The organism is Lysinibacillus sp. FW301-JW8, from assembly GCF_058788755.1.
The window spans coordinates 1-13,153 of record NZ_JBYTBB010000104.1 but is presented as its reverse complement, the minus strand read 5'-3'; the positions used below and the strand labels follow the sequence as shown (position 1 = coordinate 13,153).

Here is a 13,153-nt window from a genome sequence, read left to right as displayed (position 1 = left end):
AGAGAAATCCGACTTTGAATGAATTCAAAGTCGGATTTCTCACGAATTGAAGCTAGTTATGTCCCAGCCTCATTTTTTTATTAAAATCACATCAGACAATGGATAAAACTTTAATTATGGATTTTTTGCGACTGATGAACAAAAAAATATAAAAAAATTAGCAAAAAATACATGTATTCTAAAATAAAGATTTGTTATCATTTTACTTGATAATGATTATCATTATCGTATAATGAGTAATATAGATAATATATAGCATCTTTAGAGAATTTGGAAAATGATGCTTGCATTCATTAAAGAAACTGAAAATAGATAGTAGGGAAAATAAGTTAGCATATTTCATTTATCGAAATGTGTTGTGACACAGAGGAAAGGGTGTTCGTAATTGTTAGAACAAGAATTATTTGATGTAACTATAATTGGCGGTGGTCCAGCGGGTTTATATTCAGCATTTTACAGTGGTTTACGTGAGATGAAAACAAAGCTTATCGAATCACAGCCACAGCTTGGTGGGAAAATTCATGTCTATCCAGAAAAAATGATTTGGGATGTTGGCGGTGTAACACCAATTACAGGAGGACAGTTAATTGAACAATTAATCGAACAGGCAATGACCTTTAATCCTTCTGTATACACAAATGAGAAAGTAACTACCATTTCTAAAAATGAAGAAGGAAATTTCATCATTACTGCCGAATCTGGCAATATTCATTATTCAAAGACAGTAATAGTTGCTATCGGTGGTGGCATTTTAAACCCTCAACGAATAGAGATTGAGGGTGCAGAGCGATTTGAGATATCCAATTTAAATTATACGATTAAATCCTATGAAAAATTTAAGGATAAGGCTGTTATTATTTCAGGCGGTGGCAATACGGCAGTAGATTGGGCACTGGAATTAATGGAGGTTGCTTCTAAAGTATATTTAACGTATCGCAAGGACACGCTTTCTGCACATGAGGCTCAAATTACTGAGCTATTAACTAGCACAATAGAATGTCATTTTAATTCTGAAATTACGAAGCTTATTGCAGACGATGAAGAAGGCATGATTAAAGCTGTTTCCCTAACAAATTATGAAACAGGGCAAGTAAATGAAGTTCCTATTGATGAAGTTGTCATTAGTCATGGCTATGTAAGAGATAAAGAGCTGTTGGATAATAGTCCATTAGATATTGAGCGAAAAAATGATTACTTTATTGCTGGAACGATTCATAGTGAATCCACTATTCCTGGTCTGTATGCAGCAGGGGATATTTTGCAGCATGATGGTAAAATTCATTTAATTGCAGCTACTTTCCATGACGCACTTCATGCAGTAAATAGTGCGAAAAAATATATTCAACCAGATGCATCAGAGGGCGGTATTGTTTCCTCGCATAATGACATTTTCAAACAACGTAATCGTATGCTCTTAAAGGAAAGCTTAAAACGATAAATGTTTTATTAATAGGCGAGCATACATCATTATTATGATCTTTGGAGCACTAATAGCTATTTAGTGTTCCTTTTTAATTTTTTCATTTACGATAGAAAGGATAGATCGGTAGTGGAGATGCAAGAAATTATTCATTTATATACAATGGCACCATTAACATTGATTGATGTCATAACAGAGAAAATATCGTCTGAAACAGTGCTCACAAAATATAAGACAATGAGTCAGGCAGGAGGATTAATGTTCCCGATAAATGGTGAATTTAAAGTAAGAATTGATGGTATAGTTTATGTTTTAGAAAAGGGACATATTATTCATGTTGGTCCCAATTTGCCTATTGAGCGCATTGTTACTAATAATGCAAAACAAGAGTACGCAGTTATCCATTTTAAGCTACCTGATGAGGTAAGGGCAATGTATCCTGTTTATAACAATCATTTTACTATTGAAATTGGCGATAATATAAAGCTGATGAGTATGCTACAGCAATTAATACAAAATTATTTAATGCGTAGTAGTCTGTCATTTCTTCAATCGAAGGCTCTTTTTTTAAATATCTTAGAGGAAATTGTGTTATCAGTAAAATTATTGGACTATCAAGATAAAAAAGAAAAGATGTCGTCTATTATTGAGTATATGCAGGAAAACTATGCAAATAATATGACTGTGCTTGATATTGCTAATCACTTTAATATAGAGCGCCGTAAGCTTACCTACGTATTTGAAAAAAGAATGGGTGTTAGACCAACAACCTATTTAACAGATTTACGCATTCAAAAATCCAAGCTTTTATTAAGAACCACGGATTTATCGCTATCAGAAATCTCTGAAAAGGTGGGGTACACAGACTATTTTTATTTTAGTCGTGTCTTTAAAAAGGTTACGGGTTTATCGCCTACTGAATTTCGTATGTATATGAAATAACAAGCATCTGATGAAAATTAATTTTCGTCAGATGTTTTTTGCATAAAAAAACATAGCTTTTACTTTTTTGGACAACCTAAGTTAGAAAAAATAGTATGAGGTGATAGATATGAAAATCGAGAGGTCGTCCGAATGGGAAGATGGCTTCATCAATCGATTAAATCATCTTGAGAAATGGGATAACTGGACATTATATAAGATGAATTATGACATTGTGAAAATGAAATTGATTCCTGAATTTACAGGATTACAGGCAACGAAATATTTACCAAATTTGAAGCCACTGACACATCAATTAGAAGCTGCTAAAACAGTGATTGAACGCATGAATGGGAAAGCGATTCTAGGTGATGAGGTAGGACTTGGTAAAACAATTGAAGCAGGTTTGATTTTAAAGGAATATCTTATTCGGGGACTTGTCAAAAGGGCACTTATATTAGCACCAGCCTCTCTTATAAATCAATGGGTGGAAGAGCTAAATAGTAAGTTTCATATTCCAGCTATCGCCTATAAAAAAAATTGTCCAATAGAGCGCTACGATGTACTTATTATGAGTATGGATACGGCGAAGAAGAGTCCACACAGAGAGCGCATTTATGAGCAGGATTATGACATGATTATTATTGACGAGGCACATAAATTAAAAAATCATAAAACGCAAATATATGAATTTGTACAAAGCTTAAAGAAAAAGTTTTGTCTATTATTAACGGCTACTCCCATTCAAAACGATGTTTTTGAATTATATTATCTTATTTCATTATTAAAGCCTGGTCATCTTGGTAGCTATGAAACATTCCAATCGGCCTTCTCAGCTAGTAAGCATGATTTAGAGCATGATGATTATTTAAAAGAATTAGTGAATCAGGTGATGGTGAGAAATAGGAGGGAAGATACTGGCATCGAATGGACACAACGACAAGTTCAAATTGTGCCTATCCAATTTACGAAGGAAGAGCGGGAAGTATATGATTTGCTCGGAACGCTTCAAAATACTGGTTCGTTCACTAAAATTACGTTACAGAAAGAAATGTGCAGTAGCAAAGAGGCAACAGGGTTAACGTTATCGAAAATGCTTGAAGACCACTCGGAGTCATCAAAAATTGAAGGCATTCTGGCAAAATTAATGGCTTTAGAAGTGAATACGAAGGCAGAAAAAACGCTAGAAATTATTGAGCAGGCACAGGGGAAAGTGATTATCTTTACAGAATATAGGGCTTCGCAGCTATATTTGCAGTGGTATTTACATTCTAAGGGAATCACAAGCGTACTATTTAACGGGAAATTTAATAAAAGTAAACGTGATTATATGAAGCATTTATTTAAAGAAAGAGCTCAGGTTCTTATTGCAACAGAGGCAGGTGGTGAGGGGATAAACCTGCAATTCTGTCATCATGTCATTAACTACGATTTACCATGGAATCCTATGAAATTAGAGCAACGTATTGGCCGAGTCCATCGTTTAGGTCAGGAGCATGATGTGCATATTTATAATCTTGCTATCGAAAATACGATTGAAGAAAATATCTTAGCATTATTGCATACGAAAATTGATGTTTTTGAAAAAGTAGTAGGGGATTTAGATGCCATTTTAACAAACTTTAAAGAATCCGTTTAGATGTAGGAGGAAAAGCTATGTATCCACAGCAAGTTCATAGTTATTTACGAGAGTTTTTTACCGAAAATGATTGCACTATTTTGAATGAGGATCGTCATTATCTTACTGTCCAATTAACAGTAGATATTGATAAAAAAATTATGAACAGACCTTTTTATTGGCAATATATTGAGGCGACAAATAGTGAGCCAAATCCTGCACAAATAACATTTATTACAAATCAAACAACATCTGCTGTGAACCTGTATGGCGAGGCTATTCATTTCGGTTCTCCAAGACTCAATCAAGTTTTTCAAGCAACAAGAGAGCTAGGAGCTTATGTGGAGATGTATGAGGAAGTTGATCCGACAATCGGGCAGGCTATCTTAACACCGTGGTTAGGCATAAATTATAAAATTTCATATTGCTGTGATCGAACTAAGGAAATGCTCTACTCCTTCGGCATAAATCTCTTAACAGGGGTTATTAAGAAGAATTTTCAAGAAGTCCTCTGTAAAACCGCACTAGATACAGTTCCAGGAGATAATGTTTTTCATGTACAACACATTATTAAGCCGATTCGAGCATTACAAAGACTAGATGCAGCCATTGATGCAATCATAGAACAAGATGACCATTCATGGGCTTCAGAAGCACAAAAGAGGTGGCAGCGTGATCAGCGGGTATTAGATTATTTTTACGAGGATATTGATGACAAGCCAGAATGCTATGATATTGAAAAGAAAGCGTTAGAGGAACAATATGAGACAAAGATTAAAATAGAAATCATTAATGGTGGGTTATTTTATCTATATTGAGCAGGAGCTGTCTAAATAAAAGAGACAGCTCCTTGCTACTTTATTCTTCTTCCACCATGCTTTGGAGCTGTGCTAATTTATTATCCCAGAATAAATCAAAGTACTGCAACCAATCCTCTAGTTCCTTCAGCTTTTCAATATGCAATGTATAAATTTTTTCTCGTCCCTTTTTCTGAGAAGATACGAGCTCAGCTTGCTCTAAAATAGTTAAATGCTTAACGACAGCGGTACGACTGATCGTAAAATTTTCAGCAATTAGTGAGATTGGTTTATTACTTGAGGCAAGCAGCTGTAGGACATGACGTCTTGTCGGATCAGCGATAGCATGAAAGACATCATATTTTACTGCAGGCTGTGTCATTGTGATTCCACAGTTTCTTTTAATTTTTGAGTAACAATCATTGTCCAGCCGCCATCCATATTTTTACGAACAGCTTCAGTAGGTATATTAGCTCTTGGAATAATATGAGATGCCTCTTTCCAACCACCGTGTGTTAACGTAAATTCTGTTTGCTCACCAAGCTCTTTTAGCTCAAATGTAACAAACCAGCCATCTGTATCCCAAGCGAAACGTACAAAATGGGGAGCATTCACTTGCTCCACTTTACATGGTGAAGGACCAAATGGAGATTGGATTGTAAAATCATGTCCTTCAATTGGCTTAAAATCATTTGGCATTAGCCACTTAGATATCTTTTCAGCATTTGTAACTGACTCCCACACCTTTTCAATCGGTGCATTAAGTTTAATCACCTTCACAATATTTTCTAGCTTTTCTGTCATTTTCACATAACTCCTTTTCAAAAATATAACCATAAGGTGTTATGAATATATAACACCTTATGGTTATATGTCAATTGATTTAACTTCTTTCAGCAAATGTTTTTTGTATCGAAAGCATAGCGGCAGATACAGAAGTCTCCCACCTCTATAGGTGGTGAGATGAATACAAATTTAAGCTACTTTTCAGCGGGTGTCCAAACACCCGCTGAAATAGAGGAACTCAGGCTAAGATCTTCACATCCTGTGAAAACGCCTGAGTGACCAACATCGTGCTGCTGACGCTACGTTAGCACTACGCTTTCGCGCAAAAAACATCTGTTGGCCCAAAGCCTCCGGCGGATGTCACGGAATCGGAAAGGAGTTAATAAAGGATGTTAGCCTAAAAACATCGCATCCATGCGATAACGGTTAACTGACCTCTTCATGCAGGCCTAAGCACAAAGCCGATTCCGGACTCAATTATGCCGAGGCATAATATCCTTTTAATATGATTCACATCTTTTTCAAAATGGATTCTTCTATTTTAAATAGCACATGTCAATAATGTTCACGATTTTCAAAGCGCACCGTTGCTTGTGAAATTTTTCTCTATATAAATGACCTTTTCTATAATATTGTCCTTATGGTAGAATTATTTTTATAATTTTCAGACGAAAGAGGAGGGCTTGAAATGGTGAACATATCAGTCTTTTTGATAATGTGTATTTTATTAATTATCTTACCAGGTCCAGATACGGCAATTGCCACGAAAAATACACTTACCGTAAGTAGAAAGGGAGGCTTACAAACCTTACTTGGTTCCTGTTGCGGATTATTAATCCATACTATTGCAGCGGTGATTGGATTGTCCGCTATTATTGTGAAGTCCGCCTATGTATTTTCCATTTTGAAGTATGTTGGGGCGGTGTATTTATGCTATTTAGGTGTCAAAACATTATGGACTTTACGTACAATCCGCACGCAATCTCCTGTAGTTCAAGATGAAACGCAAATCGATCATAAATACGCACAGCAATCTTGCTTTAAGCAAGGCTTTCTAACAAACGTTACTAATCCTAAGGTGGCCGTATTTTTCCTAACATTTTTACCTCAATTTGTAGATAGCACGAGTGGTACATTCATGCCGTTTCTTATAATGGGGCTAATATACACTGCTTTAACAGGAATTTGGTTTGTATTCTATGTTTACTTGTTGGATAAAATTAGCGCATTTATGAAAAAGCCAACTACAAAGGCTGTCATAGAAGGGGTAACTGGCATTATTTTAATTGGTTTTGGTATTAAACTAGCATTGGAAAAATCTCATTGAATATAAAGAAAAGGTCGGTTTGCTACAAAATATGTGATGCAAATCGACCTATTTAATATTTTAAAATCATCTATTCGTGAAGATTAATACCCTTGTCTTTCCAATATATTTGCATAGCCTGACCAAGCCATATCTCTTCCTCAGACGAAAGGGCGAGGAGAAGAGTTGTGTATCATGCTCCAATTCAATATCTTCATCTTTTACATTTTCCACAAGCTCAATTGCACCTGGATATAACTCAAGAGATAGGTCAAAATACTGTTCCAATAGCGCCTGAACGTTCGGATTGGCTGGATCCTGACCATATGCTGCCTTCAACTGACTAAAAAGGTCAGCCATTTCCAAATTTAGCTTCTTATGCTCCTCCTCAGGGACTTTAAACATATTTTCAACCATTTCTTTTGGAAAATAATTGGACAGCCATTCTTTCTGTTCCTCTTCCTTATGCATATTATGAATAAGCATCATAAAGATATTTGCGTTCATAGTGCCTTGCTCATCCATCATACATATGGCATGATCTAAGGCCGAATGGCTTGGTGAAGATGTTCCTGTTTTTGAAGCATCTCTTGCTTTTGAAATTCAAGTGACTCTTTTAAATCTCATTCTTTTAAATGGATTAATGCATGAATTTTTTCCAATGGATAGCCTGAAAATTTCAAGGATACAACTTTTTGAAGCTGTATAATATTTTCATCTGAGTAAAATCTTCTGCCAGTTGTAGAGATAAAGGATGGCTTTAATAAATCAATTTCATCGTAATAATGCAAAGTTCGAATGGTCATGCCTGTTTTTTTGCAAACTCTAATATTGAGTGGACATTATTTTACCTCACTATTACATGTTACCTATCTTCATTCAGTGGGTGTGCAAACACCTACTGAAATAGCGGAACTCAGTCTAAGAAACGCCACGTCCTGTGGCAATGACTGAGTGACCAACATAAATGTTGGCCCAAAGCCTCCAGCGGATGTCACGGATTTTCAAAGGAATGAATTGTGCTCGCACAATTCAAAATCCGGACGTAATTACGCCAAGGCGAAATTGATTGTAAAAGCTAACGTAATGTGGAAGCAACTATTTTTTAGGCTTTATAATATTGGTGAGCAGAAGGTGTTTAAGGCGCTCTTCTAATACTTTCTTTTTTTCTTGACGTTTTTTTCTAATCTGTATAGTTTTTGATATGATGAGTGCGCTGACAATTATCACAATAATCGTGACGCAAAAAATAAGCATATAATAAATTCCTTTTACTTTTTTCTGAGGATGCAGAAATTGTTAATTCCTACTCACATGGGGTAGCTCATGGCTAACGAAAATTCGATTACTAATAACAAAGGTTAAAAGCATTTTTAAGGAAATGACCTTCTTCATGCCATGTTGTTGAATGACTATTTTAGAAAATTGTAAATTCGCTATTTTGTTAGCTAATGTGTATTCCTCTGCATTTGTGATGGCTACTCCATCAGATCGACTGCCTAAAACAAAATTACCAGCAACAGAATGCTGTAAAACATTTGGATGCTTCGATTGATAGTGTACCTCTACGATGTTATCCTCATTATTCATAAATTGATGAGCTACTAAATAATTTTTCAGAGCCCCTTTTAAATCTATTGCAATAACGGTATCACCTAAGATTGTTCTAAAGTATACATTTACAATTTTGGAGCTGCCGATGAACGGCTTTACTTCAACAGAGATTTCTCCTGAAGGTATTACAGCCAGCTGTACAATTGCTTCACGAATTCCATCTGTTAATGTAATATCGGTTCTACCAAAGCCCATACTTTTGAAAAATAACCGATTGCCTACAATATATCCTACAGCAACATCACTGTTCTCAATTTGCAGCCATTTTGCTTCTAAGCCTAAAACGTCCTCACAATTTTGTAGTTCATAAATGTGGTGCTGAAAAGTTAGTCCAAAATTATGCATATTAACAATTCGATTTTCAAGCAATTGCTTTAACATCTGCTGCATCTCCAATCTTTGATAAATTATGACAAAAATCTTAATTCATTATAGGAAAGTTAACTCTCAAAAAACTCTCAACTTGTCAAATTCCTCGGTATAAAGTATTAGATTTATATAGAATTTCAGTCTGTTTAAATGTTTTGTAGTATCGATAGTATTAGTTATTTGAAGGGTGCAACATTGTAAATTACGCGAATATTAAGCGGTATTCTTCCTCCCTCACATTATAAAAAGGGTTTGTGGAATATGGAGAGAATTTATTATTAAAAAGGGGATACAGCAATCTTTTTATAATAAATTAGAATGAATAGGGAGCTTTCAATATGGAATTAAGAGATTTAAAAGCATTTATGGCGGTTGTTGAACATGGAAGTTTTACAAAGGCCGCAAGTGAATCCTTTGTTTCACAGCCTTCTTTAAGTAAAAGTATAAAAAAATTGGAGGAAACCCTGCGAGTAGAATTGTTAAACCGCTCTACACGCCATGTTGAATTAACTGACGCAGGAAGTATTGTCTATAAACAGGGGCAAAAAATAATGCGCTCTGTACTAGATTTACATATTTTATTGGATGATTTATTGAACATTAAGACAGGTGAGATTAAATTAGGCATTCCACCACTGATAGGTACACTATTTTTCCCGGAAATCGCAAGAAAATTCCATTTGCAATATCCAAAGGTACATCTAGAACTTGTGGAACGTGGGGCTAAAATGATAGGTACACTCGTAGAAAATGGTGAAGTTGATATAGGAATTGTTGTATTGCCTACGGATGAAAGGAAATTTTCCGTCCAACCCTTTGTAGAAGATCAATTTTTTGTATTTATTAATGATTCTCATTCACTAGCACGGCAGGAGTATATTCAATTAGAGGATTTAAAAAATGAGACATTTATTATCTTCACGGAGGAATTTACACTACATGATTATGTGATTAATACCTGTAAGACTGTTGGATTTACACCAATCATCGGTTATAAAAGCTCACAATGGGATTTAATTGTAGAGCTTGTATCCTCAGATTTAGGTATCACACTTTTGCCCTATTCAATCGCAGATAAGCAAACAAATAAAAACGTAAAAATTATACCTTTAAAAGATTTTGATATGCCGTGGCGTTTAGGAGTTATTACAAAGAAGAATACATATCAATCTTTTGCATTGAAGCAATTACTAAATAGTATTAGTAGTGAAGAGACAAGTAAAAGATGATTTATGCATTTTAGGAATAAGTAATATTCTAATTAATTCCTTTACTTATAAAATGACATTAGGGTAGAATTTTTCTTAATAAACGAGCAATTTAAGGGGGTTTCGATTATGAGAAACGGGAAAGTGTTGAGTTCGTTTGAGGAAGCTGTGGCAGATATAAAAGATGGGGATACATTAGCAGTGGGAGGCTTCGGGCTATGTGGTATTCCTGAAAAATCTATTGCAGCTTTAGTGCAAAAGGGAATAAAGGACTTAACCGTTGTCAGTAATAACTGTGGTGTTGATAATTGGGGCTTGGGACTTTTACTGGCAAATAAACAAATAAACAAAATGATTGCATCCTACGTAGGTGAAAATAAAATTTTTGAACAGCAATTTTTAAGTGGTGAGCTAGAAGTAGAATTAACACCACAAGGAACATTAGCTGAACGTTTGAGAGCTGGCGGTGCTGGAATTCCTGGCTTTTACACGGCTGCTGGAGTGGGGACGCCAATTGCTGAAGGAAAAGAAGTAAAGGTTTTTGATGGCAAGGAATATATTTTAGAAAAAGGAATTACCGCTGATTTTGCACTTGTCAAAGCGTGGAAGGCAGACAAGCTAGGAAATTTGGTGTTTAGGAAAACATCCCGTAACTTTAATCCATTAGCTGCGATGGCGGGGAAAATTACGATAGCAGAGGTAGAGGAAATCGTTGAAGTAGGCGAATTAGATCCGGATCATATTCATACACCTGGTGTGTTTGTACAACGCGTTTTATTAGGGGAGAATTACGAGAAACGTATTGAGCGTTTGACGGTGAAAAAGGGGGAAGCTTAATGGCTGATACAAGACAAAAAATCGTCAATAGGGCTGTGCAAGAAATACAAAATGGGATGAATGTTAATTTAGGTATTGGTATGCCAACACTTGTTGCCAATGCTATTCCTGCCGATTATGATGTGCTTTTACAATCAGAAAACGGCCTGCTTGGAATTGGACCTTATCCAACGGAGGAAGCGGTTGATCCGGATTTAATAAATGCTGGAAAGGAAACGGTAACAGTTGTACCAGGTGCCTCTTTCTTTGATAGTGCGGAATCATTTGCGATGATTCGTGGAGGACATATTGATCTTGCTATTTTAGGTGGTATGGAAGTATCTGAGACAGGTGACCTTGCAAACTGGATGATTCCAGGGAAAATGGTCAAGGGCATGGGAGGCGCCATGGATCTTGTTGTCGGTGCGAAAAGAGTTATCGTAATAATGGAGCATGTTAATAAAAATGGAGAATCTAAAATTAAAAAGCAATGTGAGCTTCCGTTGACAGGTAAGGGTGTAGTGCATCGATTAATTACAGATCTCGCTGTTTTTGACTTTACAACGGATGGCATGCAGCTTATCGAATTAGCAGAGGGTGTCACTATCGAGGAAGTAAAGGAAAAAACAGCTGCTTCATTCAGCCTTGCATTATAATCAGCGTAACCAGCTCTCTTTTTGAGCTGGTTATACCGGGCTCGAAAAAAATCCGGACCCAATTACGCTGGGGCGTAATTGATTGTCAAGGAGTGGGTTTAGAAAAAATCGGCTCATTTTCGGGACACCGAGGCTACAATGGGATAATGATTGGCCTTCCGAATGCTGTTTATCATTTAGAATTTACAGAGCATATAGAGGGTAATCCATGTCCAGCTCCAACCAAGGATAATCTACTTGTTCTCTATATACCAAGTATTGAAACAATACAACAAATAGCGAATCGTTTAATGCAAATGGGATATCCAGAAGTAGAGCCAGAAAATCCATATTGGGCTGAGAAAGGAATCACAATTGAAGATCCCGATGGCTGGCGCCTAGTTTTGATGAATACAGAAGGAATCTAATTAAATTATTAATGGCACGAGCTTTTACATTCATTGTAGGCTCGTTTTTTTATGTAATGCTAATAATACCCAGTGTGGTATATAATACAATAAGACAATAATATGGAGGTTTCATTATGAAGCGAATAAAGACAACAGAAGAGTGGAGAGAAGTTTTACAGCTATCGAGGCATACACCCTGCCTAGTGTTAAAATACAGCATGACTTGCTTTAGTAGCATTTCCGCATTAAAAGAATTTAAAGCACTGGAAACTAGCTTTCCAAAGTATGTAGTCATTGTGCAAAAGGATAGAATGGTATCAAAAATGATCGAGCAGGAACTTGAGGTGAAGCATGAATCCCCCCAGCTTTTAATTTTGCAGGGAGGGAAGGGTGTATGGCAGGCAACCCATTATAAGATAAAGCAATTACTCCTGTCTAAAGCCATTAGTATGTATGTTAAATAAATAAAAAGATACCCTTCATTATACATAGCGGGGTATCTTTTTTGCGGAAAGCTATTTATTGCCCTAAGGCTTCATTTTGATGATAGTGAGAGGCAATCGATTCTAATTCTAGTTGGGAATAGTTCGCCCAGTTGACCTTTCTAAAATCTTCCTCGTTAAAATATATATTTAATACCTCAGTCATGTTTTCTGCACCGCCTGGTTCTGTTAATGGAGCAGACCAAATAATTGCTGATGTTTTAACACTTTTTAATTTTGAAAGCTCAGCAAATATTTTCGCGGAGTCCTTTAACATTTGACTTTTTGAGCCCTGTTTTACATCTGCATCTTGAATGGATATTGTAACGATTCCCTTTGTATCTTCTACTGTAAATTTACTTTTGACAGTCGCACTCACTATATCTTCAATTGAAGTATTGCTATCAACCGCCGCTTCCTTCGCTTCCTTAGGCGCTGTATTTTTTCCACACGCTGATAATAATAGTGTAGCAAGTAAAAACAAATAAACTAACTTTTTCAATATCATGACCTCCCTTGTTACTACCATATATGTACAAAATGAAGGTGAATTATACAAGATGAAGGAAGGTTATCAATACTTTTTTCACTCTAAGTGGGAAGATAAAGCCTCTGACGGATGTCACGGATTTTGAAGAGGAGTTTTTCGTGCAGGCTCGAAAAAAATCCGGATGCAATTACGCTAGGGCGTAATTGACATGTTGTTGAAATACTATTATGTCAATGAAATCAAGGTGACAAATTAAAAAGTATAGCCCTTTTTCAAAACGA

Annotated in this window: 15 protein-coding genes and 1 pseudogene; 10 read left to right on the top strand and 6 right to left on the bottom strand. The window is 35.9% G+C overall.

Annotated features, from left to right (window positions below; translation table 11 throughout):
• Positions 1-385 precede the first annotated feature (385 nt).
• The 4 genes from AC3WOM_RS25460 to AC3WOM_RS25445 all read left to right on the top strand — a co-directional run bounded on the left by AC3WOM_RS25460 (position 386) and on the right by AC3WOM_RS25445 (position 4,777).
• Positions 386-1,438: an NAD(P)/FAD-dependent oxidoreductase gene (locus AC3WOM_RS25460; protein ID WP_492448863.1), complete on the top strand. Its 1,053-nt coding sequence runs from the start codon at positions 386-388 to the stop codon at positions 1,436-1,438.
• Positions 1,439-1,555: 117 nt separating this feature from the next.
• Positions 1,556-2,362, top strand: coding sequence for an AraC family transcriptional regulator (locus tag AC3WOM_RS25455; RefSeq protein WP_492448865.1), 807 nt, complete (start codon positions 1,556-1,558; stop codon positions 2,360-2,362).
• A gap of 109 nt (positions 2,363-2,471) precedes the next feature.
• The gene (locus AC3WOM_RS25450) at positions 2,472-3,980 is read left to right on the top strand and encodes a DEAD/DEAH box helicase (RefSeq protein WP_427543274.1); all 1,509 of its coding nucleotides are present in this window, start codon (positions 2,472-2,474) and stop codon (positions 3,978-3,980) included.
• A 17-nt stretch (positions 3,981-3,997) separates the two neighbouring features.
• Entirely contained in the window at positions 3,998-4,777 is a 780-nt protein-coding gene (locus AC3WOM_RS25445; protein WP_492448862.1) for a YqhG family protein, read from the top strand.
• A gap of 40 nt (positions 4,778-4,817) precedes the next feature.
• On the opposite strand, the gene AC3WOM_RS25440 is transcribed toward AC3WOM_RS25445, so the two are convergent.
• Both AC3WOM_RS25440 and AC3WOM_RS25435 read right to left on the bottom strand, forming a co-directional pair.
• Positions 4,818-5,138 carry an ArsR/SmtB family transcription factor gene (locus tag AC3WOM_RS25440; RefSeq protein ID WP_492448861.1) on the bottom strand — a complete coding sequence of 107 codons (321 nt, stop codon included), beginning with the start codon at positions 5,136-5,138 and terminating at the stop codon, positions 4,818-4,820.
• On the bottom strand, positions 5,135-5,560 hold the full coding sequence (locus AC3WOM_RS25435) for an SRPBCC family protein (protein ID WP_427543283.1): 426 nt from the start codon (positions 5,558-5,560) through the stop codon (positions 5,135-5,137). Before AC3WOM_RS25435 ends, AC3WOM_RS25440 begins: the two co-directional genes overlap by 4 nt.
• A gap of 670 nt (positions 5,561-6,230) precedes the next feature.
• Between AC3WOM_RS25435 and AC3WOM_RS25430 the strand changes: the two genes are divergently transcribed.
• Positions 6,231-6,869, top strand: coding sequence for a LysE family translocator (locus AC3WOM_RS25430; protein ID WP_492448860.1), 639 nt, complete (start codon positions 6,231-6,233; stop codon positions 6,867-6,869).
• Between the two features lie 66 nt (positions 6,870-6,935).
• Here AC3WOM_RS25430 and AC3WOM_RS25425 read toward each other — a convergent pair whose 3' ends face one another.
• The 3 genes from AC3WOM_RS25425 to AC3WOM_RS25415 all read right to left on the bottom strand — a co-directional run bounded on the left by AC3WOM_RS25425 (position 6,936) and on the right by AC3WOM_RS25415 (position 8,843).
• Positions 6,936-7,355, bottom strand: coding sequence for a hypothetical protein (locus AC3WOM_RS25425; RefSeq protein ID WP_492448859.1), 420 nt, complete (start codon positions 7,353-7,355; stop codon positions 6,936-6,938).
• A gap of 116 nt (positions 7,356-7,471) precedes the next feature.
• Positions 7,472-7,678 carry a MerR family transcriptional regulator gene (locus AC3WOM_RS25420; RefSeq protein ID WP_492448864.1) on the bottom strand — a complete coding sequence of 69 codons (207 nt, stop codon included), beginning with the start codon at positions 7,676-7,678 and terminating at the stop codon, positions 7,472-7,474.
• A gap of 469 nt (positions 7,679-8,147) precedes the next feature.
• Positions 8,148-8,843: a hypothetical protein gene (locus tag AC3WOM_RS25415; protein ID WP_427543296.1), complete on the bottom strand. Its 696-nt coding sequence runs from the start codon at positions 8,841-8,843 to the stop codon at positions 8,148-8,150.
• 326 nt (positions 8,844-9,169) lie between these two features.
• On the opposite strand from AC3WOM_RS25415, the gene AC3WOM_RS25410 reads away from it, so the two are divergent.
• From AC3WOM_RS25410 to ytxJ, 5 genes and pseudogenes are all read left to right on the top strand, one after another.
• Complete coding sequence (locus AC3WOM_RS25410; RefSeq protein WP_492448858.1) at positions 9,170-10,060, top strand: LysR family transcriptional regulator; 891 nt, start codon at positions 9,170-9,172, stop codon at positions 10,058-10,060.
• Between the two features lie 108 nt (positions 10,061-10,168).
• Positions 10,169-10,876, top strand: a complete 708-nt coding sequence (locus tag AC3WOM_RS25405) for a CoA transferase subunit A (RefSeq protein WP_492448857.1) — start codon at positions 10,169-10,171, stop codon at positions 10,874-10,876.
• A complete protein-coding gene (locus tag AC3WOM_RS25400) occupies positions 10,876-11,511 on the top strand; it encodes a 3-oxoacid CoA-transferase subunit B (RefSeq protein ID WP_427543305.1) in 636 nt (211 codons plus the stop codon). The genes AC3WOM_RS25405 and AC3WOM_RS25400 overlap by 1 nt, the downstream gene beginning before the upstream one ends.
• A gap of 86 nt (positions 11,512-11,597) precedes the next feature.
• Positions 11,598-11,918, top strand: a pseudogene (locus AC3WOM_RS25395) (VOC family protein); the annotation flags it as partial.
• 116 nt (positions 11,919-12,034) lie between these two features.
• Positions 12,035-12,364 (top strand): bacillithiol system redox-active protein YtxJ, encoded by a 330-nt coding sequence (ytxJ, locus tag AC3WOM_RS25390; RefSeq protein ID WP_427543308.1) that lies wholly within the window; start codon positions 12,035-12,037, stop codon positions 12,362-12,364.
• Between the two features lie 55 nt (positions 12,365-12,419).
• On the opposite strand, the gene AC3WOM_RS25385 is transcribed toward ytxJ, so the two are convergent.
• Positions 12,420-12,890, bottom strand: coding sequence for a hypothetical protein (locus tag AC3WOM_RS25385; protein ID WP_492448856.1), 471 nt, complete (start codon positions 12,888-12,890; stop codon positions 12,420-12,422).
• Between the last annotated feature and the right edge of the window lie 263 nt (positions 12,891-13,153).

Coding starts and splice junctions, on each gene's coding strand:
- AC3WOM_RS25455 (WP_492448865.1), top strand. CDS start 1,556: ATGCAAGAAATTATTCATTTATATACAATGGCACCATTAACATTGATT.
- AC3WOM_RS25450 (WP_427543274.1), top strand. CDS start 2,472: ATGAAAATCGAGAGGTCGTCCGAATGGGAAGATGGCTTCATCAATCGA.
- AC3WOM_RS25445 (WP_492448862.1), top strand. CDS start 3,998: ATGTATCCACAGCAAGTTCATAGTTATTTACGAGAGTTTTTTACCGAA.
- AC3WOM_RS25440 (WP_492448861.1), bottom strand. CDS start 5,138: ATGACACAGCCTGCAGTAAAATATGATGTCTTTCATGCTATCGCTGAT.
- AC3WOM_RS25435 (WP_427543283.1), bottom strand. CDS start 5,560: ATGACAGAAAAGCTAGAAAATATTGTGAAGGTGATTAAACTTAATGCA.
- AC3WOM_RS25430 (WP_492448860.1), top strand. CDS start 6,231: ATGGTGAACATATCAGTCTTTTTGATAATGTGTATTTTATTAATTATC.
- AC3WOM_RS25425 (WP_492448859.1), bottom strand. CDS start 7,355: ATGAACGCAAATATCTTTATGATGCTTATTCATAATATGCATAAGGAA.
- AC3WOM_RS25415 (WP_427543296.1), bottom strand. CDS start 8,843: ATGTTAAAGCAATTGCTTGAAAATCGAATTGTTAATATGCATAATTTT.
- AC3WOM_RS25410 (WP_492448858.1), top strand. CDS start 9,170: ATGGAATTAAGAGATTTAAAAGCATTTATGGCGGTTGTTGAACATGGA.
- AC3WOM_RS25405 (WP_492448857.1), top strand. CDS start 10,169: ATGAGAAACGGGAAAGTGTTGAGTTCGTTTGAGGAAGCTGTGGCAGAT.
- AC3WOM_RS25400 (WP_427543305.1), top strand. CDS start 10,876: ATGGCTGATACAAGACAAAAAATCGTCAATAGGGCTGTGCAAGAAATA.
- ytxJ (WP_427543308.1), top strand. CDS start 12,035: ATGAAGCGAATAAAGACAACAGAAGAGTGGAGAGAAGTTTTACAGCTA.
- AC3WOM_RS25385 (WP_492448856.1), bottom strand. CDS start 12,890: ATGATATTGAAAAAGTTAGTTTATTTGTTTTTACTTGCTACACTATTA.